This is a genomic window from Mesorhizobium sp. UC74_2 (genome assembly GCF_042701485.1).
In the GTDB taxonomy this organism is placed as follows: domain Bacteria; phylum Pseudomonadota; class Alphaproteobacteria; order Rhizobiales; family Rhizobiaceae; genus Mesorhizobium.
This window is the reverse complement of sequence record NZ_CP170562.1, coordinates 6,092,504-6,112,644: the sequence shown is the minus strand read 5'-3', so window position 1 is coordinate 6,112,644 and position 20,141 is coordinate 6,092,504. Positions and strand designations below refer to the sequence as shown.

Here is a 20,141-nt window from a genome sequence, read left to right as displayed (position 1 = left end):
GCTGCCTATTCATCTGTCGCCTGTCCTGCGCTAAGGCTTGGTTGGTAATCGCATCGAGCTTGCCATGTCCCGTATCGCCGCCCTGCTTACCTGGTTCGCACTGCCCGTCTATGTCTGGCAGGGCATTGGCGTGCGCCGCAGGACCACGCGCATGTTGCCGGCCTCAGGTCCGGTCATGCATGAGATAACCGGCAGGAAGCCGCCCCTCTCCCTTCTGGTCCTGGGTGATTCCTCCGCCGCCTCGGTCGGCATCGGCCGTTCCGAGGATGGTCTGGCGGCGCAACTGGCCACGTTGATCTCCGAGCAGACCGGGCAAGCCGTGCGCTGGCGCGCCGCCGGATTCAACTCGGCGACGTCGGGCCAGATCCGCGATCACGTCCTGCCCAACCTTTCGGCAGATGCCTGGACCCACATCGTGCTTTGCATCGGCACCAACGACACCAAGAATTTCCACTCGGTCGCGCGCTTCAAGAAGGAATTCGGCGGGCTGCTCTATGCCTTGCGCGCCAAGTGGCCGGAAGCACGGGTGGTCTGGTCGCCGGTGCTGGAATTCACGCGCGCGCCGGCGATGCCGTCGCTGCTCGGCAAGATCCTGGAAATCCGCGCCCGGGAAATGAACCGCATGGGCACGCGGCTGTGTTATGAGCGCGGTGCGGTGCCCGCATCGCGCTTGCCGATCACCAACCCTGAGGCAGGTTTCGCCAGCGACGGCTTCCATGCCTCTGCGGCCGGCTACCGTGCCTGGGCCGAACATCTGCTGCGCTTTGTGGTTGGGGACGACGAAGGCGCCTGGCGGCACCTGTAGCTACCACTGGTGTCCGAGCAGGGCCGTCAGTGAAATGGCGGCGAGAGCGGCGACCGCAAGTTTCCAGCAATCGCGCCGGCGCCTCAGCCCTGGCAGGCCAAGCGGCTTGATGACCTGGATAGCCATCATGGCGAGAATGATGAGCGCGAGCAGCTTCGACATGGTCGCTTTTTGAGCAGGGCCGGAGCCGGCTGTCAAAGGCTGTGCGAACCTCATCACCGCCCTTAGTCAGATAGACGCTGAGGGCACGCAGACGCTAGATTTCCTTCCACGGCAATTCCAGGAAAAGTGCGTAGCGGTTTTCGGTGCGGAATTGCACACAACAAAGAGTTGGAGCGTTTTCGTGAAAACGGAAACGCTCTGGGAAGAAAGGCAGGGAGGGGACGGAATGGCCAGCCGCTACCATGAGGTCTATGCCGACTGGAAACGCGACCCGGATGCCTTCTGGGCCAGGGCGGCGGAGGCGATCGACTGGTATCGCCGCTGGGACCGCGTCTTCGATCCGCGCGAGGATGTTTATGGCCGCTGGTTCACCGGCGCCGTCTGCAACACCTGCTACAACGCCGTTGATCGTCACGTCACCGGTGGCCGCGCCGATCAACTGGCACTGATCCATGACAGTGCCTACAGCGGCAAGGTCACCCGCTACACCTATGCCGAACTGATGCGCGAGGTGGTGGCCACCGCTTCGGCGCTCTGGAACCGGGGCGTGCGCAAGGGCGACCGCGTCATCATCTACATGCCGATGGTGCCGGAGGCAGCGATCGCCATGCTCGCCTGCGCTCGTCTTGGCGCCATCCATTCCGTGGTCTTCGGCGGCTTTGCCGCGCGCGAACTCGCAACCCGCATCGACGATGCGACACCGAAAGTCATCGTGTCCGCCTCCTGCGGCATCGAGCCCGGACGTGTCGTCCCCTATAAGCCGTTGCTCGACGGTGCCATCGAACTGGCTGGCCACAAGCCGGATGCCTGCCTTGTGCTTCAGCGCGAGGAACTGCGCTGCGAACTTAATCCCGGTCGCGACTTTGATCTTGCCGATCAGGTGGCGCGCGAACGCGCCGCCGGTGCCTGGGTCGACTGTGTTCGCGTCGCAGCGACCGACCCGCTGTACGTGCTCTACACATCCGGCACCACCGGCCAGCCCAAGGGCGTGGTGCGCGACAATGGCGGCCATATGGTCATGCTGCGATGGACTATGGAGAACGAGTTCGGCGTCAGGCCAGGCGAGGTCTTCTGGGCAGCCTCCGATGTCGGCTGGGTGGTGGGTCATTCCTACATCGTCTACGCACCGCTGCTTGTCGGCTGCACGACAGTGATGTTCGAAGGCAAGCCGGTCGGTACGCCCGATGCCGGCACCTTCTGGCGCGTCATCGCCGATCATGGTGTTGCAGCGCTTTTCACTGCCCCGACCGCCTTCCGCGCCATCAAGGGACAGGATCCGCAGGGGCTGCTCATACCGGATCACGACCTTTCGAAATTCCGTACCCTGTTCCTGGCGGGAGAGCGCGCCGATCCCGAGACCATCAAATGGGCGGAACGCAACCTGAAAGTGCCGGTGATCGACCATTGGTGGCAGACCGAGACCGGCGCACCGATCACGCAGAATCCGGTCGGCCTGGGCATGCTGCCGGTGAAGTACGGCTCGCCTGGCGTACCAATGCCCGGTTACGACATCCGCGTGCTCGATGATGCCGGCCATGAGCTGGCGACGGGCACACTCGGCAATGTCGTGCTGAAACTGCCGCTGCCGCCGGGTTGCCTGCCGACGCTGTGGAAGGCGGACAAGCGCTTCCGCCAGTCCTATCTCGACGAGTTCCCCGGCCATTACAAGACAGCCGACGCCGGCATGGTCGACGAGGACGGCTATCTCTTCGTGATGGCCCGCACCGACGACATCATCAACGTCGCCGGCCATCGCCTGTCGACGGGTGCCATGGAGGAGGTATTGGCAGAACATCCCGACGTCGCCGAATGCGCGGTCATCGGCATCGCCGATGCGATGAAGGGACAGGTGCCGCTTGGGCTGGTCGTTCTCAATGCCGGGGCAACGCGCGAGGACGGTGCGGTCGAAAAGGAAGCCGTGGCGCTGGTACGCGACCGTATTGGTCCCGTCGCCGCCTTCAAGACGGTGGTCACCATCAAGCGATTGCCCAAGACGCGTTCCGGCAAGATCCTGCGCGGCACCATGCAGAAAATCGCCGACAGCGAAGAGTGGAAGATGCCGGCGACCATCGATGATCCTGCCATTCTGGAGGAGATCGCGCAGGCTCTGAAGGCTCGCGGAATAGGCGCGTAAACCGGCTTCGGTACTCCTGACAGACTGCTGTCAGGAGGGGTATGCGATGATGTCTCCATCAAATGAAGGAGGCTGTCATGAACCGTTTCGCCATCATCGATTCGCTGCATCGTTATGTCGGCAAGATCCGTACGATCCGCAACGAGATCCGCACCGAACGGCTGCTGAACAGCCTGTCGGCCGACATCCGCTCGGACATCGGCTGGCCGGATATGTACAGCGGCCTGCGCCGCCGCGAGGACTAGAGCGTTTCCGTTTTCACGGAAACGCTCCGACACTTTGCCTTGACTCAATTCCGGACTGAATGCCGCTACGCACTTTCCTGGAATCGCTCCGAGCGACTTTTTTTAGCAAACCCTTGGATTGACAGATTGTCACACCCAAGTAAGGAACCACGGCCGCTGCGCATGATCCAATTGGAACGCATTCCAGGAAAGCATGCGCCAGCCGTCTGAAGGTCGCGGAACGCCATGGGGCGTACGTGACCGGATCGGGAGGGGACAGGATCATGGCGGACAGAAAGAAGATCGGTTTCGTCTTCATCAATCGCTTCGCCGATTGGGAATACGGACTTTTGGCGGCTTCTGCAGTCGAATGGTTCGGCGCTCAAGCCATCTCCCTGAGTCCAGGCCGCGACCCGGTTGCCTCGACGAGTGGTTTTCAGCTGACGCCGCAACGGTCTATCGACAGCGCGGAGAATACCGACCTCGATGCGGTTGCCGTCATCGGCTCCGATGTCTGGACCGGCGATGGTGCACCGGACGTGTCGGGCCTGGTCAACGCCGTTGCGGCACGCGGCGGCATTGTCGGTGGCATCTGCGCCGGCACGCTGGCGCTGGCGCGCGCTGGCCTGTTCAAGGGTCATGCCCACACCAGCAATGGTCGCGACTGGATCCTTGCGCACCTGCCCACTTATGCCGGTGCGGAGCGTTACAATGACGTGCCGCATGCGGTGGCTGACCGGACGATCATATCGGCACCGGGGTCGGCGCCGGGAACCTTTGCCAAGGAATTCATTGGCGCGCTGTATCCTGGCAAACAATCCGAGCTGACCGAGATGCGCGCACTGTTCGCGCGGGAGTACGGTGCAAGCTCCTGACAATATGCTGTCAGGAGCACAATGCCATACTGACAGAATGGAACGAGTGTTTTTCGTTCGAACGGATGGGACGATGGTCAAGAGCTGGACGGAGAGGCTGAACACGCCTGGCATCAACGGCATCAGACCGACGCCACGCACGATGAGTGACGTGGTCGAGGGCCAGCCGATGCTCGTGCCTACGCCAAGGCAGGTGGACGATTTCATCCGCTCGATTCCGCAAGGTGTCGAGATGGATGTGCGGGCGCTGCGGACGGCGCTGGCCATCGAGCATGGCGCCGAAGTCACCTGTCCTGTCACCATCGGCTACCATCTGCGCACGATAGCGGAGGCAGCCGCGGAAGACCTCGAGCGCGGTGCCGCGCTCGCCGACATCACACCCTTCTGGCGGGTGCTCAGTTCGAGGACGCCTACGACGAAGCGATTGTCCTTCGGCGCCGCGTTTGTCGCCAGGCAGCGCGGGCGCGAAGGGTTGGAACCTTAGAGGATCAAGACGATGCGACGTGCCGACAGGCTTTTCCAGATTGTCCAGCATCTGCGCGGCGGCCGTCTCGTCACCGCACAGAAGCTCGGCACATGGCTCGAAGTATCCGAGCGCACCATCTATCGCGACATCGCCGATTTGCAGTCGACCGGCGTGCCGATCGATGGCGAGGCGGGCGTTGGTTACATGATGCGGGAGGGGTTCGACCTTCCGCCGCTGATGTTCACCCGTGACGAGATCGTTGCGCTGGTTGCCGGTGCCCGTATGGTGCGCGCCTTCGGTGGAGCCACCATGGCGCGTGCAGCCGACGAAGCATTGGTCAAGATCGGCGCTGTCCTGCCGGATACCGAGAAGGATCGTATTGCCCGCACTGAAATCCACACGCCGATGTGGGTGGTGAGCGACGCCGCGCGTGAAGCGATCGATCTGATCGAACGGTCGATCGAGAAGCGCCAGGTGCTGACCATAGACTATAATGATGAAGCTGGACGCAGCACCGCACGCGACGTGCGCCCGCTCGGACTGTGGTTCTGGGGCAAGGTCTGGACGCTGGTTGCCTGGTGTGAGATGCGGGATGATTTCCGCGCCTTCCGCATCGACCGCATCGCGTCGCTCGATATTGCCGGCCGTATCTTCAAGCCGGAACGCGGCAAGCAGCTCGCCGATTTCTACCGCGCGGTCGAGCGCAGCGAAGCCTATGGCATGGGCCCTACCGCAAGAGGCGCGTAGCCCTCTTGCCTTGCTCCTGCATCCAGAGCATCGGACCAGAAGCCGAAGTGGTTTCTGGTCCGATGTATCGTCCGCAGAAAGACTGCTAGTTTTGGACACCGGCGGTTTGTCCGTAGGCGACGATCGTCCACAACACGCCGAAGCGATCGGCGACCATGCCGAAGCGTGACGCAAAGGGTGTCGCCGTCAGCGGCACCTGGATCCGGCCACCATCGCAAAATGCTTCGAACAACTGGTCGGCATCTGCATCCTTTCCTGCCGTGATGGCGAGCGAGAAGCCCTGGAAGTTGGGCTTGCCGTCGCACTCTCCGTCCGAAGCAAGTATCGTGGTCTCGCCGATCTTCAGATCGGCGTGCAGAATCTTGTTCTCGGCACCTGCCGGTGCTTGCGAACCGGGAACGTCCTTGAACCGCGTCAGGACATTCAGCGTCGCACCGACCGACTGACGATAGAATTCGACCGCTTCTTCGCAACGGCCGTTGAAGTAGAGGTAGGGTTCAACTCGCATTGATCTTCTCCTTGCAGGGCCAGATACGGTCCTGGCGCGTACGCAGCGAAGCGAAGCCGAAAACCAGTGTCTCTGGCCTCGACAATCCAAACATCCGACGCTATTAAAATGGACCGTACCGTACGGTTTTAAACCGTACGGTACGGTCCAGTCAAGAGTTGATATGTGGGGCATCCGATGGCAAGGGAAAGTGTTCTTTCCGCAAGCGTAGCGCGCAAGCGGGCAGAGATCGTGGCGATAGCCCGGCAGTTGTTTTTTCAGGCCGGCTACGCCGGCACGTCGATGTCACAGATCGCCGCGGCGGTCGGAGGCTCCAAGACGACGCTCTACAATCACTTCCAATCGAAGGAGCAGTTGTTGCTGGCTGTCGTTGACGGCGTGGTCGAGGCAGGTGGTGGTGTCTACGACACCAGTGCCGAGCCTTCGGAATTCCGAGCCTGGCTGGCATGGTTCGGCATCGCAACGGTAAAGCGGATCACCTCGCCGGACTATATATCCCTGCAGCGGCTCGCAGCCGCCGAGGCGTTGCGTTTTCCAGACATCGGCAAGGCATTTGATGACGCCATCACGCCGGGATATCGCATGGCCGCCGGGATTTTCGACAACGCAATGGATGCCGGCGTGCTGCGTCGCGCCGATCCGGCGGTCGCCATCGAGCAGTTTCTCGAAATGTGCGCCGGGTGGTTGCTCAGGCGCACGATCTGGAACATCCAGCCGGCGCCGAGCGAATCCGAGATCGAACAAAGTGTGGACGCCGCGGTGTCGGCGTTCATGGACGGCTACGCCGCGAAAAACAGTCCCTGACAGCGCGCTGCCAGGGAGGCGCGCGCTATTCCTCTTCTTCCTCTTCGGTCTTGCCCTTCAGTGCCGAGAGCTTGGCGAACACGGCATTGGCGTCGAGTTCCTCGTCCTCTGCCTTCGGCTTGTCCATTTCGGGCACGAGGCGCTCGGTGAGTGCAGCCGGCAGCAAGGTATCGCCGACCGGTTGAACCTGTTCGCGGCCGCGCGAGGCGCGCTGCACTTCCAGGTCGAGGTCGATCTGCGAGCAGAGCCCCAGGGTAACCGGGTCCATCGGCGCCAGATTGGCCGAGTTCCAGTGCTTGCGCTCACGGATCTGCTCGATGGTCGACTTGGTCGTGCCGACGAGACGCGAGATCTGCGCATCCTTCAGTTCCGGATGGTTGCGCACCAGCCAGAGAATGGCATTCGGACGATCCTGGCGCTTGGACAGCGGCGTATAGCGTGGGCCCTTGCGCTTGGATTCCGGCACGCGAACCTTCGGGTCCGACAGCTTGAGGCGGTGCATGGAATCCTTCTCGCCGCGAGCGATCTCTTCACGCGACAGCTGACCGGTCATGATCGGGTCCATGCCCTTGATGCCCTGTGCGGATTCGCCGTCGGCGATCGCCTTCACCTCGAGAGGGTGCAACGAGCAGAACTGCGCGATCTGGTCGAAGGAAAGCGCTGTATTGTCGACCAGCCAGACAGCGGTCGCCTTGGGCATCAGAAGCGTGTTGGCCATTTAGAAAATCCTTCTCGTTCGCCCGCGTTCCCGCGCGGGCGGTGGTTTGAGGCCACCAGTAAGGGAAATCGCGCCGTATATAGCGGTTAACGGACCTGATCGCAACGTTTTTACGGATCGGGTGGAAAACGTCGACCGATGACAATCTGCCGTCGATCCAGATTGTCATCGAAGCTTCATGTTTCCGTCATGCCGCTGAAATGTGGCTCGCTCATGGGAGGATGGTTCCCATGCTCTGCGAGAGATCAACGATGCCCCGCTCTTCCATCCTTCTGGCGCTGACCGCGACGCTTGCCGCTTCAGCCGCCCTGCCCGCACATGCCGACCAGGTTTTCAACCGCATTGCCACTTTTGCCGTTGCCGAGAACCTGCCCGCCGATGCCGACAAGAAAGCGAAGACCTCGGCTGAAATCATCACGACCAGCGAAGACGGCAACACGCTGGTCTATTCCGACAGCCCTTATGGCGCGGTCGGCTTTGTCGACATCACCGATCCGAAGGCACCGAAGGCCGGTGGCCTTGTCAAGATCGACGGCGAGCCCACTTCCGTCACCGTCGCCGGCGGCAAGGTGCTGGCCGGCGTGAACACGTCGAAGACCAAGACCGAACCCTCGGGCAACCTGACCGTCATCGACATCGTCTCCAAGAAGATCGAGGCGAGCTGCGATCTCGGCGGCCAGCCCGATTCCGTGGCGCTGAGCAAGGATGGCAAATTCCTGGCTGTCGCCATCGAAAATGAACGCGACGAGGAAATCAACGAGGGCGCCCTGCCGCAGCTGCCGTCCGGCAACCTCAAGATCGTGCCGATCGCCGCCGGCGTGCCGGATTGCGCTGGCATCAAGACCGTGGACGTCACCGGCCTGTCCGAAATCGCGCCCGAAGATGCCGAGCCGGAATTCGTCGCCTTCAACGAGGCTGGCGAGATCGCGCTGACGCTGCAGGAAAACAACCACATCGCCATCATCGATGCGAAGACCGCCAAGGTCGTGTCGCATTTCTCGGCAGGCGCGGTCACGCTCGAAAACATCGACACCAAGAAAGATGGCGCGTTCAACTTCTCCGGCAAGCTGGAGAACCAGAAGCGTGAGCCCGACGCGGTCAAGTGGCTCGACAACGATCGCCTTGTCACCGCCAATGAAGGCGACTGGAAGGGCGGTTCGCGCGGCTTCACCATCTTCTCGAAGAAGGGTGAGGTGCTCTACGAATCCGGCACGAGCTTCGAATACGAAGCCGCCAATCTCGGCCACTATCCGGAGCATCGCAACAAGAAGGGCATCGAGCCGGAAGGCGTCGAAGTCGGCACCTATGGCGACAGCAAGCTGCTGTTCGTCGGTGCCGAGCGCGCCTCTCTCGTCGGCGTCTATCAGGACACCGGCGCCGAGCCGAAGTTCCTGCAGGCCCTGCCTTCCGGCATCGGCCCTGAAGGCCTGCTCGCCATCCCGGCGCGCAACCTCTTCGTGACAGCCAATGAAACCGACCTCGGCGAAGACGGCCTCGCCCGCTCGCATGTCATGGTTTTCGAACGCGCCGAAGGCAAGCCTGCCTATCCAATGATCACGGCCGGCCTCACCGACAAGGGCGCGCCGCTCGGCTGGGGGGCGCTGTCCGGTCTCGCCGCGGATCCGGAAGCCGCAGGCAAGCTCTACGCGGTTTCGGATTCGGCCTACGGCAATCAGCCCGCGATCTACATGATCGACGCCACCCAGGCGCCGGCGAAGATTACCGGCAAGATCGTCGTCACCCGCAACGGCAACCCGGCCCAGAAGCTCGATCTCGAAGGCATCACGCCGGACGGCAAGGGTGGTTTCTGGCTGGCTTCGGAGGGCAATAGCGAAAAGCTGGTGCCGCACGCCATCTACCGCGTCGACGAAAAGGGCGAGATCAAGCAGGAGATCCCCTTCCCGGCGGAACTGTTGCCCAACGAGACGCGCTTCGGTCTCGAAGGCATCACAACCATAGGCGAGGGCGACGACCTCACCCTGGTCGCAGCCGTCCAGCGCGAGTGGAAGGACGATCCCAAGGGCCAGGTAAAGCTGCTCGCCTACAAGCCGAAGACCAAGGAATGGTCCGCCGTGCGCTATCCGTTGGAGAAGGCCGAAAAGGGCTGGATGGGCCTGTCGGAGATCACAGCCCATGACGGCAAGTTCTATGTCATCGAGCGTGACAACCTGATCGGTTCGGAAGCCAGGGTGAAACGCATCTACAGCGTGGCGCTCGACGGCTTCAAGCCGGCGAAACTCGGTGGTGAACTGCCGGTGGTCGAAAAGACACTGGTGCGTGACCTGCTGCCCGATCTGAAGTCGGCCACCAACGGCTATGTCGTCGACAAGGTCGAAGGCTTCACCATCGACAAGCAGGGCAACGCCTATGTCGTCACCGACAATGACGGCGTCGACGACTCCTCCGGTGAGACCCTGTTCCTGAACCTCGGCAACAGCGTCAAGACGAACTGAGCAGTTCCAGGAAGATGCTTGCCGGTTTGCCGTCCGGAATGGCGGCAAACCAAGAGATAGAGCGGTCGCCGTTTCCACAAAACGGTGCGCCGCTTGAACTCCCTGCCCCGGGTGACCTCCCGCCCGAGCAAGAAAATGGCCACGGCAGCGATGCCGTGGCCATTTTTGTTGGAGTGGGAGCCAGAAGGCTCGTCCCAAAACAAAACCCGCCGGACAGGGTCCAGCGGGCTCGGAACCGGCGGCGCAGATAAACCGCGCCAGGCGTCGGCTCTGCTTAGATAGCCGCGCGAGCGACCTTTTCGATGTCAGAGCGGCTGATGCCGAGATCGTCCAGTTCGCGGTTGTTGAGACGGCTCAGTTCGCGAACGGTCTGGGTGTAACGGCGCCAATTCTTGTAGCTGCGGATCAGGTTCATCTGTCCCTCCTAAGTTTCACAATCATCTGTATGACGCTCAAATAGGCATTCCTGCTCATTTGTTGAACAGACGCTTTTGCATGGCAGCAATGCTTTGCTGCATTGCAACATTACCAAAAGGAAAACGCCCGAACCGTTGCCGGCCCGGGCGTTAACCAGCTCAGTCGTGACCAACTCAGGCCGCTCCTGGTTCCGCCACGGCCGCTGCGGGATCGCTTTTCACGGGGCAAGTCCGCGCCACCTGCCGGACCGTGATGAAACAGGTCAGCGGCGCCAGCGCGAACAGGCCGAACAACCAGCGCGATGCACTGGCCGTACCTGCGATCCCGCCTGGGTCGAGCAGGCCACCGAGGTTGGCGACCATGCCGGCCAGTGCCGCTCCGAATGCGGTTGCAAATAGCGTGACGGTCGAGATGGAAGCCGATGTGATGTCCTGTTCATCCTCGGGCGCCGCCTTGAAGATGCGCGTCAGGATATGCGGCCAGGCGATACCGACACCCAGGCCGATGGCCGCGAAGGCCACGCAGATCGGGGCCAGCAACAGCCAGTCATGCCCACTGCCCAGCGGAAAGAGTCCGGCGAGTGCCGCCATACCAATGAAGCTGAACAGGGGCGCAGCGAAGATGGCCCGGTCGATGCCCTTGCCCTCGGCGCCTGAACTCCAGATCGAGCCCAGCGTCCAGCCGGCCGACATGATGGCGGCGAGATAGCCGGCGATCAGCGGCGTCTGTTCATAGAGCACCTGAAGGAACAACGGGATGAAGATTTCCGAACCGGTCACCGTGACGCCGAGCAGAGCCATGGTGGCGAAAAGCGCGCCAAGCGCCGTCGAGGGCCGGAACGACCCGCGGGGCAGCAGCCGGTTGCGGGCACGGCTCTCGACAGCGATCAACAGCGCGATCAGCACGATGGCCGCGCCAAGCCCATAGAGATTGTAGGCGGGATCGGGCGACACGCTGCCGGCCGACACCGCGAGCACCGCACCCAGCAGCAGTGCCAGTTGCAGGATCGGCACTGTCGTGCGTTCATTCCTGTCAGGGCTTTGCGCCGGCAGAACGACGACCGCCAGTATGGCAAACAGGATGGCGATCGGCGCCAGCGACCAGAATGCCGCCCGCCAGACGCCATATTCGGCAAAGACACCACCGATGGCCGGGCCAACCAGGGTGGCTACGCCCCACATGCCCGATATCAGCCCCATCGCACGCGGCCATAGCGCTTCAGGGAAGACGATGCGGATCATGGCGTAGGAAAGCGCGAACAGAAATCCGCCACCGAACCCTTGCACCGCACGACCGGCGAGCAACGCCGGCATGGAGGGCGCGAAACCGCACAACAGCGTGCCGGCGGCAAAGACAAGGGCGGCCACCAGATAGGCGCCACGCGGTCCCGCCACGCCGAGCAATTTGGCCGAAAGGGCGGAGCCCAGGATGGAAGTCGCGACGAAGATCGTCGTGTTCCAGGCATAATAGTCGATACCGCCGATATCCTTGACCACTGAGGGCAGGATGGTGGTGGCGACATAGACATTGATGGCATGAAGCGCCACGCCGCCAGCGAGTGCCAGCGAGGCGACGGCATTCGAGCCGGAGAGCAAAGCACCCCAGCCGGTTTCGTGTTCTTGGGACATGGGAGGATCCTCGGACGACGCAAGCTTGCGCAGGCCGCCATCGTTGACTATTTTCAAAGATAAGGCTTGGGTAAATATTGAGCACATCCCGAATATGTCAAGCGAGAACTTGGATAAATCGCGTACCCCACGCTCGGCAGCCGACCGCCTGCTGACACTGCTCAAGACACGGGGACCGCAGACGGCCTCGGATTTTGGTGCGGCCCTGGGCACGACTGGAGAAAACGCGCGCCAGCAGCTTGCCAAGTTGGCAGCCGAAGGTCTTGTCGAAGCGCACGCCGAAACGCGCGGCGTCGGCCGGCCAGTCCAATTGTGGCAGCTGACCGAGGCCGGCAATGCCCGTTTCCCCGATGCACATGCTGAATTGACGGTGCAACTGCTGCGCGCGGTACAAAGCACGTTCGGACCTGCCGGCCTCGAAAAACTGATCGAGGCCCGCGAAAGCGAGACGCTGGCGAGCTATCGACGCGAGATGGATGGCATCGCCAGTCTGAAGGAGCGCGTGTCGAAACTCGCCGAAATCCGCTCGCGTGAAGGCTACATGGCCGAATGGCGCGAGGAAGACGGCGCATTCATGCTGATCGAGAACCATTGCCCGATCTGCGCCGCCGCCGCCGCCTGCCAGAATTTCTGCCGTTCGGAACTCGCGGTCTTCCAGGATATCATCGGTCCGGATGCCGATATCGAGCGACTGGACCATATCCTGGCCGGCGCCCGCCGCTGTGCTTACCGGGTTGTACCGCGGGCCGCATAGGCATTCTTGCCGGCGTTGCCAGATCGGGCCTGGCCGGCCTTGTCGCTGTTATCCGACGTCGAGCACGATCTTGCCGATGTTGTCGCCTTCTTCCATGCGCTCATGCGCACGCCAGGCTTCCTTGAGCGGAAAGATCATGTCCATCACCGGCGCCACGCGCCGGGAAGCCAGCAACGGCCAGACTTGCGTTTCCAGCGCTGCTGCGACGGTACCTTTGAATTCGATGGTGCGTGGCCTGAGCGTCGAGCCGGTGTGAACAAGCCGCTTGACCATCAGCTTGGAAAAGTCGGCCGATGCGACCGCGCCGGCCTGCGTCGCGATCTGCACGATGCGGCCTTCGACGGCCGCGGCGTCGTAGTTGCGTCCGATGTAGTCGCCACCGACCATGTCGAGGATGACATCGGCGCCTTTGCCACCCGTCGCGTCCTTGACTGCCTTGACGTAATCCTCCTCGCGGTAGTTCACCGCGCGATCAGCGCCGAGTTTGAGGCAGGCATCGCATTTATCGGCACTGCCGGCAGTCGCGATCACATAGGCGCCAAGCGCGGAGGCGAGCTGGATGGCGGTAGTGCCGATACCGGACGAGCCGCCATGAATGAGCAATGTCTCGCCAGCCTTCAGAGCACCGCGTTCGAACACATTGTGCCAGACCGTGAAGTAGGTTTCCGGCACAGCGGCAGCTTCAGTATAGGTGAAGCCCGCAGGCAAGGGCAGCGCATTGGACGCGTGTACCCTGACATATTCGGCGTAGCCTCCGCCGGGCGTCAGCGCGCAGACCTGGTCGCCGATACGCCAGCGCACGGCGCCTTCGCCCAGTGCGGCAACCTCGCCGGCCACTTCCAGTCCTGGCAGATCCGAGGCACCCGGCGGCGGCGGATAAGCGCCCTTGCGCTGCATCACGTCTGGCCGGTTCACGCCGGCAGCGTGAACCCGGATCAGGATCTCGCCGGCTTCGGGCATCGGCACATCGCGCTTTTCCGGCTTGAGCACCATCGGGCCGCCGGGAGTCGATATCGCCACCGCTGTCATCTTCGCCGGGATTTTCTGTCCGTTCACCATGTTCCCTACCAATCTGCTCCGCTCGTGCGGCGGGATGATTTTACCCCCTGCCCCATGTATGCTTTTCCTATGTATGCGGATAGGCGGGTCAGGCAAACCGCAAAAAGAACGAAGGAGCGACGATGGCGATCTTCGACGACGAGCCCGTAAAGAAGCCCCCAAACATGAGGTCGGGCAGGATCTGGCCCTGCTTTCTGTCGGCGAACTCACGGAGCGCATTGACCTTCTACGCGCCGAGATCACACGACTGGAAGCTGAGCTTCAGCAGAAAAGCGTCACGAAGTCCGCCGCCGAGGCGTTGTTTCGCCGCTGATCGTCGCAACGGCGGCAACATGCCGCCGAAATGCCTGAAAACATCGTCTCCACTGGCTCTGCCTGATTCGCGCACTGGACCGACCTGATGTTCGCAGCCTACCGACCGATCCTCTCCCTGCTACGCGGCACGGCGTTCCTGCTCGCGGCTTCCGGACTGCACGGCCTGTTGCTGCCGCTGCGCGGCCAGGTGGAAGGTTTTTCGACCACATCGCTTGGCTTGATGGGCACGGCCTGGGCGGGCGGATTCGTTGCCGGCTGCTTCTTCGCCCCGCGCCTTGTGCGCCGCGCCGGCCATGTGCGCGCCTTCAGCACCTTTGCCTCTGTGGGCGCGATCATCGCGTTGCTCACCGGTCTTCTGATCGACGAATACACCTGGATCGCACTGCGAGCCTTCACCGGTTTCACCATGGCCGGCGCCTTCATGGTCATCGAAAGCTGGCTGAACGAAAAGGCCACGAACGAAAACCGTGGCACCGTCTTTGGCCTCTACATGATGGTCACCTACGCCTCGATCATGGGCGGACAGATGATCGTTGCCGGCGGCGACGTGAAATCCGCCTCGCTGTTCATGATCACCGGCATCTTCTTCTGCCTTTCACTGATACCGACCGCTGTCTCCAGCGCGTCGCACCCCAAGCCGCTGCAGGATGTGAAGCTCGATCTGAAAGGCCTCTATTCCAACTCGCCCGTATCGGCGGTGGCCTGCGTGCTGATCGGCGTCGCCAACGGTGCCTGGGGTACGCTCGGCGCGGTCTACGGCGCACGGATCGGCATTTCGACAGCCCAGATCGCACTGATGATGAGCCTTGTCGTGGTGGCGGGCGCTGCCATGCAGATTCCCGCCGGACGTATTTCGGACCGCACCGACCGTCGCTATGTACTGGCCGCGGCTGCCGTCGGTGCAACGCTTTGCGCGCTCGTCATGTTCCTGTTCGAATTCCGCGACGGCACGCTGGTGATCACCTTCGCCGCGGCCTATGGCGCCTTCGCCTACACACTCTATTCGATCGCCGTCGCCCACGCCAACGACCACGCTTCTCCCGAGGAATTCGTCAAGGTTTCCGGTGGTCTGCTGCTGCTCTACGGTTTCGGCACGATGATCGGGCCGCTGCTCGCGGCAGCCCTGATGGACTGGATCCGACCGGAAGGGCTTTTCCTGGCAACGGCCTTCGCGCACGTGGCGCTTGCCGGCTATACGGCACTGCGCATCAGTCGCCGGGCTCCGGTTCCGGTCGAGGCGCGCGAGGCCTTCAAGACCCAGCCGGCGGAACGTGCGGTGACGCCGGAAGCGGTGCGATTGGACCCTCGCACGAAACCTGAAACAACCTAAACGTTTCCTGTTGAGATTTACTGCAACTTGCCTCACAAATGGGGCATGATGCTTTCCGATGCTTTCGTCGCCATTGCTGATCCGAACCGGCGTTATCTTCTGGAAGAATTGAGACGAGGTCCCAAAACAGTCAACGAATTGGCCTCGGGCCTGCCTGTTTCCAGGCCCGCGGTTTCCCAGCATCTCAAGGTTTTGCTCGAGGCAGGCCTGGTCAGCGCGAGGCCTGAGGGCACGAAGCGGGTCTACGCCGTTTCCAATGGCGGGTTCTTCAGATTGAACCTATGGCTCGACCAGTTCTGGGAAGAGTGAAGACTAGCTAATATAAGGCAATCCAAGAAGTTTGCGGCCGGCAATCGCCCAGCCGCAGTTCTCACAGGCCTTTTGCTTCAGACTTCTACGCTGCTCGTACGTGCGCTGCGATGGCATCGATCATGATCGGCCAGTCGTTGCGATGCAACTCATGTCCGCCACCGGTCACCTCGACCAACCGGCCACCCGGCGCGGCTGCGGCAAGAGCCTGGCCGTGCTCGACTGGAAAGATCGGGTCCGTCGTACCGTGTATGGTTAGAAGCGGCACCGAGAGATCGCGGATGCTTTCGCTCGCGACACCATCCATCACCATGAAATGATTGGAGGCGCTCGCCAGGCCCCCTGCCCGATCATAGTCGTGACTGACGAAGTCACGCAGCCGTGTGGCGTCGAATGCATGAGCCGTGCTTGCCAGCATGCGGCTGTCCTCGATCATGAACTCGATCACCTGAGCCCTGTTCGACCAGTCGACATCGCCCCCCTTTGCCGCATGTTCCTGATAGGCAGGTGTCATCCCCGGAAGCGTCGATGTATCGACGCCTATGGGCGAGGTACTGATCACGGAAAGGGACGCAACGCGCGCCGGATATTGCAACGCCAGCATCTGCGCGAGCATGCCACCCATCGACATGCCGACGACGTGCGCCCTGGCGATGGCATGGCCATCGAGCACAGCGACGGCGTCGTCCACCAGATCGGCGGAAGTGTAACCAGGTTTTCCCGGTTCGTATTTGGTGGAGAGCCCGGTGTCGCGATTGTCGTAACGGACCACATGCAGCCCCCTTTCCGCGAGAGCCCGGCAGAAATCGTCGGGCCACCACAGCATCGAGGCCATGGCCCCCATGATCAGCAGCACGGACGGATTGCGTGCCTCACCAAATGTTTGCGTTGCGAGCCGGGCTCCGTCCGGACGAACGATCTCTGACTGCATGGCACCCTCCAACTGATTGCATTTTGCAATTGGTTGAACCATAATAAAACCGATCCTATAATGCAACTGGTTTTTCTGAGGGATGCGTTCATGACACTCGATCGCCGTTCCGGCTGCCCGATCAATCTTTCGCTGGAGGTTTTCGGCGATCGCTGGAGCCTGATCATCCTGCGCGACATGATCTTCGGCGGCAGGCGACATTTTCGTGAATTACTGAACCATTCGATGGAAGGCATCGCCTCCAACATCCTGGCCGATCGGCTGAAGCGGCTGGTCGAACTCGGCATGCTGACCAAGGCCGACGATCCGAGCCACAAACAGAAGGCGATCTACAGCCTGACTGAAATGTCGATCACCCTGGTGCCGATCATGGCGCAGCTTGGTGCCTGGGGCCGGGTCTGGCTGCCTGTCACGGAAGAATTGTCCATCCGCGCCAAGCTTCTCGAGGAAGGCGGTCCGTCGCTGTGGCAGGATTTCATGGACGAGCTACGGTTCGAACATCTCGGCACCGGCGCACCCAAACCCGCCGAAACCACGGTGCGCGCCAGGCTGCGGGCGGCTTACCAGGCCGTCGTTGACGCGCAGGCGCGCAAGGCTTCCTGAGTTCGACTGGTCAACTGCGACGGCGAAACCACGCGAAGCAGTTTCAAGTGGATGGCGGCTTGCCCGTAAAATCTTCGGACCGGAAGATCGCGGGAATCGGCGATCATCGTGCCGAGCATTCCCTTGACCAAGGAGCCTCTCTCATGACCAGTTTTCCGATCGACGCGGCCAACCAGATCATTGCCGGCGCCTTCGCCAAGGCAGTGGCCCTGGGCTTGAAACCGCTCGGCGTGTCCGTTCTCGACGCGGGCGGCCATCTCGTCGCCTTCCAGCGCCAGGATGGCGCTTCTTTCCTGCGCCCGCAGATGTCTTCGGGCAAAGCCTATGCGGCACTTGCGGTCGGCATGGGTGGCCGTCGCGTCGAGGCGATTGCCAGGGAAAGGCCGCATTTGACGGCTGGCGTTTCCGATCTGTCGGGCGGTAAAATCCTGCCGGTAGTCGGCGGCGTTCTGATCCGCGACGGCGCTGGCACCGTAATCGGTGCCGTCGGTATCTCGGGCGACACCTCCGACAATGACGAGACTGCCGCCATCGCCGGTATCGAAACAGCCGGCCTGACCGCGGACGCCGGTTGAACATGTCGGCTGCGACACAAACATAAAAAGACCGGCCAGCGGCCGGTCTTTTTATTCGTCCCGTAGAAGGAGAGCTGCTTAGCTTTCCTTCGGCTCCAGGACCTGGCGGCCGCGATACATGCCGGTCTTCAGGTCAACGTGGTGCGGGCGGCGCATTTCGCCGGAATTCTTGTCCTCGACGTAAGTCGGGGTCTTGAGAGCGTCAGCAGAACGGCGCATGCCGCGCTTGGACGGAGAGGTTTTTCGTTTCGGCACAGCCATGGATATGCTCCATTCGATCGGTCAATGGCCCGCAACGCCCTCGTGAAAGGGCCGCGTACAGCCGAGTTCTAGAAGAAAGTGGCGTGCCTATACACGGCTGATCGCCTTTTGGCCAGTGTTGCCGCGACTTTTTTTGAACCGGCTCAGGTGATTTCGAAGAACCACCGCAGCGACCTGTCGAAAGCCAACCATCCGCCAGGCGAGACCCTGGTCCAGGACCAGTGCGATGATTCTTCGAAATCACCTTAATCGAGACACCCGACATATGCGCCCGAGCGAGACGCCCGGCGTTCGATCAGTGAGGCGAGTCGTCTCAGGCCTGGCCCGGGCTTACCGGGATCGCGCGTGATCGGATTGGGTAGGGCGACCGCCAGCAAGGCAGCCTGCCGACGCGACAGATTTTTGGCGGAAACGCCGAAATGATAACGTGCGGCCGCCTCGATACCATAGATGCCGGGACCCCATTCCGCGATGTTGAGGTAGATCTCCATGATGCGCCGTTTCGACATCAATGCGTCGAAATAGACCGCAAGCGGCAGTTCGATCACCTTGCGCACGGTGCCCAGCGGCCGCGACCACAAGAACAGGTTCTTCACGGTCTGCATGGTGATGGTGGAAGCGCCCCGCGTCATCTCGCCCGCCATGGCATCGTCGACAACGCCCTTGAGTTCGCCGAGGTCGACACCCCTGTGGAAACAGAATTGGCCGTCCTCCGACATGATCACGGAATTGGCGAGCACAGGCGCCACATCGTCGATCGACACCCAGCGCCGGTCGTAGCCGGAGAATGTCGCGAGGTCCTTCAGCATCAGCGTTGAGACCGGATGCACAAAGGAAGGCATGTAGAGGAAAGTCAGCACGGCCGGAATGATGGCCAGCACGACGGCAATACGCAACACTCGCCGAAGCCAGCGCTGGTAATCACCGCGTCTGCCCCTCGGTCGCGACGCCATGTCCAACCCTTCGGTCTCGTGATCGATGATCGGCTCTGCCACCCGCCCAATCCTGTCACAGCTCTCTCCCGCATAAAGGCGCTTGGCTTCTTGCGCAACGTCTGACTGTCGGCTACCGCTCGCCGCCATGGTTATGGACACCGATATTCCATTCGAGGCAGCCCTGCTCGTGCGCGCCGAACAGGTCGAGGCACGCCTGCGCACGCTGCTCGACGGCAAGCCGCTGTCGGGAGAGATCGTTCGCCCCCAGCGCCTGATCGCCGCAATGCGCCATGGTGTGCTGAATGGCGGCAAACGCCTGCGCCCCTTTCTCGTGCTGGAAAGTGCGGCGCTCCTGGCGCCCGGCCATGACGAGGCGCCGGCGCTGACGACGGCCACCGCACTCGAATGCGTCCACTGCTATTCGCTTATCCACGATGATCTGCCAGCCATGGACGATGACGACCTGCGCCGTGGTCAACCGACCGTCCACAAGGCTTTCGACGACGCCACCGCGATCCTGGCCGGCGATGCGCTGTTGACGCTTGCCTTCGACACCCTGGCAGACGAAGCGCTTGGCCTGCCTGCCGATCGCCGCGCCGCTCTTGTGCTGGCGCTGGCGCGCGCCGCCGGAACCGGTGGCATGGTCGGAGGCCAGATGCTCGATATCGAGGCGGAGAAATCCACGCCGGACGAAGCTGGTATCATCCGCCTGCAGGCCATGAAAACAGGCGCCCTCATCCGCTTCGCCTGCGAGGCAGGTGCGATCCTGACCGGGGCCTCCACGGCCGACCGCGAACGATTGGCGGAATTCGGTTCGGCTATCGGCCTCGCCTTTCAGCTTGCCGACGATCTGCTCGACCTGACCGCCGATGCCGGAACGATGGGCAAGGCGACCGGCAAGGATGCCGCTGCAGGAAAGGGGACGCTGGTTGCCCTGCACGGCGAGGCCTGGGCACGCAAACAGCTGAAGGGACTTGTCGAACAGGCCCACGCGTTGCTTGAGCCTTTTGGCGCACAGGCTTCGATGCTGAAGGCAGCCGCAGCGTTCATCGCGAACCGCAACAACTGAAAGCGCTCAGCCCGGAACGAAATCTTAATGGTAATAGAGCGTAATCCCGGCCGTTAAAA

At 62.1% G+C, this 20,141-nt stretch carries 23 protein-coding genes and 1 pseudogene; 15 read left to right on the top strand and 9 right to left on the bottom strand.

From position 1 onward, the window contains the following. Window positions 1–64: 64 nt before the first annotated feature. A complete protein-coding gene (locus tag ACFJIU_RS29870; protein WP_379066137.1) occupies window positions 65–805 on the top strand; it encodes an SGNH/GDSL hydrolase family protein in 741 nt (246 codons plus the stop codon). On the opposite strand, the gene ACFJIU_RS29865 is transcribed toward ACFJIU_RS29870, so the two are convergent. Then, window positions 806–967, bottom strand: coding sequence for a hypothetical protein (locus ACFJIU_RS29865; protein WP_165358142.1), 162 nt, complete (start codon window positions 965–967; stop codon window positions 806–808). 226 nt (window positions 968–1,193) lie between these two features. Here ACFJIU_RS29865 and ACFJIU_RS29860 point away from each other — a divergent pair, with 226 nt between their 5' ends. From ACFJIU_RS29860 to ACFJIU_RS29840, 5 genes are all read left to right on the top strand, one after another. Continuing rightward, window positions 1,194–3,101: a propionyl-CoA synthetase gene (locus ACFJIU_RS29860; RefSeq protein ID WP_379066132.1), complete on the top strand. Its 1,908-nt coding sequence runs from the start codon at window positions 1,194–1,196 to the stop codon at window positions 3,099–3,101. 77 nt (window positions 3,102–3,178) lie between these two features. Then, window positions 3,179–3,346, top strand: coding sequence for a hypothetical protein (locus ACFJIU_RS29855; protein ID WP_165358141.1), 168 nt, complete (start codon window positions 3,179–3,181; stop codon window positions 3,344–3,346). A 263-nt stretch (window positions 3,347–3,609) separates the two neighbouring features. Continuing rightward, complete coding sequence (locus tag ACFJIU_RS29850) at window positions 3,610–4,200, top strand: DJ-1/PfpI family protein (RefSeq protein WP_379066129.1); 591 nt, start codon at window positions 3,610–3,612, stop codon at window positions 4,198–4,200. Between the two features lie 73 nt (window positions 4,201–4,273). Further along, window positions 4,274–4,684, top strand: a complete 411-nt coding sequence (locus ACFJIU_RS29845) for a hypothetical protein (RefSeq protein ID WP_379066126.1) — start codon at window positions 4,274–4,276, stop codon at window positions 4,682–4,684. A gap of 12 nt (window positions 4,685–4,696) precedes the next feature. Continuing rightward, window positions 4,697–5,413, top strand: a complete 717-nt coding sequence (locus ACFJIU_RS29840; protein ID WP_129412885.1) for a YafY family protein — start codon at window positions 4,697–4,699, stop codon at window positions 5,411–5,413. An 85-nt stretch (window positions 5,414–5,498) separates the two neighbouring features. Here ACFJIU_RS29840 and ACFJIU_RS29835 read toward each other — a convergent pair whose 3' ends face one another. Then, entirely contained in the window at window positions 5,499–5,921 is a 423-nt protein-coding gene (locus ACFJIU_RS29835) for a VOC family protein (RefSeq protein ID WP_379066123.1), read from the bottom strand. A 177-nt stretch (window positions 5,922–6,098) separates the two neighbouring features. Here ACFJIU_RS29835 and ACFJIU_RS29830 point away from each other — a divergent pair, with 177 nt between their 5' ends. Next, the gene (locus ACFJIU_RS29830; protein ID WP_379066120.1) at window positions 6,099–6,725 is read left to right on the top strand and encodes a TetR/AcrR family transcriptional regulator; all 627 of its coding nucleotides are present in this window, start codon (window positions 6,099–6,101) and stop codon (window positions 6,723–6,725) included. A gap of 25 nt (window positions 6,726–6,750) precedes the next feature. Here ACFJIU_RS29830 and ACFJIU_RS29825 read toward each other — a convergent pair whose 3' ends face one another. Next, on the bottom strand, window positions 6,751–7,443 hold the full coding sequence (locus ACFJIU_RS29825; protein ID WP_379066116.1) for a DUF1013 domain-containing protein: 693 nt from the start codon (window positions 7,441–7,443) through the stop codon (window positions 6,751–6,753). A gap of 251 nt (window positions 7,444–7,694) precedes the next feature. Here ACFJIU_RS29825 and ACFJIU_RS29820 point away from each other — a divergent pair, with 251 nt between their 5' ends. Then, window positions 7,695–9,896: an esterase-like activity of phytase family protein gene (locus tag ACFJIU_RS29820; RefSeq protein ID WP_379066113.1), complete on the top strand. Its 2,202-nt coding sequence runs from the start codon at window positions 7,695–7,697 to the stop codon at window positions 9,894–9,896. 274 nt (window positions 9,897–10,170) lie between these two features. On the opposite strand, the gene ACFJIU_RS29815 is transcribed toward ACFJIU_RS29820, so the two are convergent. Both ACFJIU_RS29815 and ACFJIU_RS29810 read right to left on the bottom strand, forming a co-directional pair. Then, complete coding sequence (locus ACFJIU_RS29815) at window positions 10,171–10,311, bottom strand: DUF1127 domain-containing protein (protein WP_129412880.1); 141 nt, start codon at window positions 10,309–10,311, stop codon at window positions 10,171–10,173. Between the two features lie 175 nt (window positions 10,312–10,486). After that, complete coding sequence (locus ACFJIU_RS29810) at window positions 10,487–11,941, bottom strand: MFS transporter (RefSeq protein ID WP_379066110.1); 1,455 nt, start codon at window positions 11,939–11,941, stop codon at window positions 10,487–10,489. A gap of 94 nt (window positions 11,942–12,035) precedes the next feature. Between ACFJIU_RS29810 and ACFJIU_RS29805 the strand changes: the two genes are divergently transcribed. Further along, the gene (locus tag ACFJIU_RS29805) at window positions 12,036–12,695 is read left to right on the top strand and encodes a helix-turn-helix transcriptional regulator (RefSeq protein ID WP_379073274.1); all 660 of its coding nucleotides are present in this window, start codon (window positions 12,036–12,038) and stop codon (window positions 12,693–12,695) included. 48 nt (window positions 12,696–12,743) lie between these two features. On the opposite strand, the gene ACFJIU_RS29800 is transcribed toward ACFJIU_RS29805, so the two are convergent. Further along, complete coding sequence (locus ACFJIU_RS29800; RefSeq protein ID WP_379066108.1) at window positions 12,744–13,754, bottom strand: NAD(P)H-quinone oxidoreductase; 1,011 nt, start codon at window positions 13,752–13,754, stop codon at window positions 12,744–12,746. Between the two features lie 122 nt (window positions 13,755–13,876). On the opposite strand from ACFJIU_RS29800, the pseudogene ACFJIU_RS29795 reads away from it, so the two are divergent. The 3 genes and pseudogenes from ACFJIU_RS29795 (at window position 13,877) to ACFJIU_RS29785 (ending at window position 15,708) form a co-directional block, all read left to right on the top strand. Next, a pseudogene (locus tag ACFJIU_RS29795) lies at window positions 13,877–14,067 on the top strand (DUF1192 domain-containing protein). Between the two features lie 87 nt (window positions 14,068–14,154). Next, window positions 14,155–15,399, top strand: coding sequence for an MFS transporter (locus ACFJIU_RS29790; RefSeq protein ID WP_379066105.1), 1,245 nt, complete (start codon window positions 14,155–14,157; stop codon window positions 15,397–15,399). 45 nt (window positions 15,400–15,444) lie between these two features. After that, the gene (locus tag ACFJIU_RS29785) at window positions 15,445–15,708 is read left to right on the top strand and encodes an ArsR/SmtB family transcription factor (RefSeq protein ID WP_379066102.1); all 264 of its coding nucleotides are present in this window, start codon (window positions 15,445–15,447) and stop codon (window positions 15,706–15,708) included. 85 nt (window positions 15,709–15,793) lie between these two features. Here ACFJIU_RS29785 and ACFJIU_RS29780 read toward each other — a convergent pair whose 3' ends face one another. Next, the gene (locus ACFJIU_RS29780) at window positions 15,794–16,639 is read right to left on the bottom strand and encodes an alpha/beta fold hydrolase (protein ID WP_379066099.1); all 846 of its coding nucleotides are present in this window, start codon (window positions 16,637–16,639) and stop codon (window positions 15,794–15,796) included. A 90-nt stretch (window positions 16,640–16,729) separates the two neighbouring features. Between ACFJIU_RS29780 and ACFJIU_RS29775 the strand changes: the two genes are divergently transcribed. Both ACFJIU_RS29775 and ACFJIU_RS29770 read left to right on the top strand, forming a co-directional pair. Beyond that, on the top strand, window positions 16,730–17,242 hold the full coding sequence (locus tag ACFJIU_RS29775; RefSeq protein ID WP_379066096.1) for a winged helix-turn-helix transcriptional regulator: 513 nt from the start codon (window positions 16,730–16,732) through the stop codon (window positions 17,240–17,242). Between the two features lie 143 nt (window positions 17,243–17,385). Continuing rightward, entirely contained in the window at window positions 17,386–17,817 is a 432-nt protein-coding gene (locus ACFJIU_RS29770; RefSeq protein WP_379066093.1) for a heme-binding protein, read from the top strand. Window positions 17,818–17,895: 78 nt separating this feature from the next. Here ACFJIU_RS29770 and rpmF read toward each other — a convergent pair whose 3' ends face one another. Together rpmF and ACFJIU_RS29760 are read right to left on the bottom strand one after the other, a co-directional pair. Next, window positions 17,896–18,078, bottom strand: coding sequence for a 50S ribosomal protein L32 (gene rpmF / locus ACFJIU_RS29765; protein ID WP_129412871.1), 183 nt, complete (start codon window positions 18,076–18,078; stop codon window positions 17,896–17,898). Between the two features lie 245 nt (window positions 18,079–18,323). Next, complete coding sequence (locus ACFJIU_RS29760) at window positions 18,324–19,082, bottom strand: biosynthetic peptidoglycan transglycosylase (RefSeq protein ID WP_379073273.1); 759 nt, start codon at window positions 19,080–19,082, stop codon at window positions 18,324–18,326. An 82-nt stretch (window positions 19,083–19,164) separates the two neighbouring features. On the opposite strand from ACFJIU_RS29760, the gene ACFJIU_RS29755 reads away from it, so the two are divergent. Continuing rightward, window positions 19,165–20,082: a polyprenyl synthetase family protein gene (locus ACFJIU_RS29755; RefSeq protein WP_379073272.1), complete on the top strand. Its 918-nt coding sequence runs from the start codon at window positions 19,165–19,167 to the stop codon at window positions 20,080–20,082. Window positions 20,083–20,141: the final 59 nt, after the last annotated feature.

What these genes read in the sequence shown, in the direction of transcription:
- ACFJIU_RS29835 (WP_379066123.1), bottom strand. Translation starts at nt 5,921, where the DNA reads ATGCGAGTTGAACCCTACCTCTACTTCAACGGCCGTTGCGAAGAAGCG.
- ACFJIU_RS29870 (WP_379066137.1), top strand. Translation starts at nt 65, where the DNA reads ATGTCCCGTATCGCCGCCCTGCTTACCTGGTTCGCACTGCCCGTCTAT.
- ACFJIU_RS29800 (WP_379066108.1), bottom strand. Translation starts at nt 13,754, where the DNA reads ATGGTGAACGGACAGAAAATCCCGGCGAAGATGACAGCGGTGGCGATA.
- ACFJIU_RS29755 (WP_379073272.1), top strand. Translation starts at nt 19,165, where the DNA reads ATGGACACCGATATTCCATTCGAGGCAGCCCTGCTCGTGCGCGCCGAA.
- ACFJIU_RS29775 (WP_379066096.1), top strand. Translation starts at nt 16,730, where the DNA reads ATGACACTCGATCGCCGTTCCGGCTGCCCGATCAATCTTTCGCTGGAG.
- ACFJIU_RS29780 (WP_379066099.1), bottom strand. Translation starts at nt 16,639, where the DNA reads ATGCAGTCAGAGATCGTTCGTCCGGACGGAGCCCGGCTCGCAACGCAA.
- ACFJIU_RS29785 (WP_379066102.1), top strand. Translation starts at nt 15,445, where the DNA reads ATGATGCTTTCCGATGCTTTCGTCGCCATTGCTGATCCGAACCGGCGT.
- ACFJIU_RS29790 (WP_379066105.1), top strand. Translation starts at nt 14,155, where the DNA reads ATGTTCGCAGCCTACCGACCGATCCTCTCCCTGCTACGCGGCACGGCG.
- ACFJIU_RS29810 (WP_379066110.1), bottom strand. Translation starts at nt 11,941, where the DNA reads ATGTCCCAAGAACACGAAACCGGCTGGGGTGCTTTGCTCTCCGGCTCG.
- ACFJIU_RS29845 (WP_379066126.1), top strand. Translation starts at nt 4,274, where the DNA reads ATGGTCAAGAGCTGGACGGAGAGGCTGAACACGCCTGGCATCAACGGC.
- ACFJIU_RS29825 (WP_379066116.1), bottom strand. Translation starts at nt 7,443, where the DNA reads ATGGCCAACACGCTTCTGATGCCCAAGGCGACCGCTGTCTGGCTGGTC.
- ACFJIU_RS29855 (WP_165358141.1), top strand. Translation starts at nt 3,179, where the DNA reads ATGAACCGTTTCGCCATCATCGATTCGCTGCATCGTTATGTCGGCAAG.
- ACFJIU_RS29815 (WP_129412880.1), bottom strand. Translation starts at nt 10,311, where the DNA reads ATGAACCTGATCCGCAGCTACAAGAATTGGCGCCGTTACACCCAGACC.
- rpmF (WP_129412871.1), bottom strand. Translation starts at nt 18,078, where the DNA reads ATGGCTGTGCCGAAACGAAAAACCTCTCCGTCCAAGCGCGGCATGCGC.
- ACFJIU_RS29840 (WP_129412885.1), top strand. Translation starts at nt 4,697, where the DNA reads ATGCGACGTGCCGACAGGCTTTTCCAGATTGTCCAGCATCTGCGCGGC.
- ACFJIU_RS29860 (WP_379066132.1), top strand. Translation starts at nt 1,194, where the DNA reads ATGGCCAGCCGCTACCATGAGGTCTATGCCGACTGGAAACGCGACCCG.
- ACFJIU_RS29805 (WP_379073274.1), top strand. Translation starts at nt 12,036, where the DNA reads ATGTCAAGCGAGAACTTGGATAAATCGCGTACCCCACGCTCGGCAGCC.
- ACFJIU_RS29830 (WP_379066120.1), top strand. Translation starts at nt 6,099, where the DNA reads ATGGCAAGGGAAAGTGTTCTTTCCGCAAGCGTAGCGCGCAAGCGGGCA.
- ACFJIU_RS29770 (WP_379066093.1), top strand. Translation starts at nt 17,386, where the DNA reads ATGACCAGTTTTCCGATCGACGCGGCCAACCAGATCATTGCCGGCGCC.
- ACFJIU_RS29865 (WP_165358142.1), bottom strand. Translation starts at nt 967, where the DNA reads ATGTCGAAGCTGCTCGCGCTCATCATTCTCGCCATGATGGCTATCCAG.
- ACFJIU_RS29820 (WP_379066113.1), top strand. Translation starts at nt 7,695, where the DNA reads ATGCCCCGCTCTTCCATCCTTCTGGCGCTGACCGCGACGCTTGCCGCT.
- ACFJIU_RS29850 (WP_379066129.1), top strand. Translation starts at nt 3,610, where the DNA reads ATGGCGGACAGAAAGAAGATCGGTTTCGTCTTCATCAATCGCTTCGCC.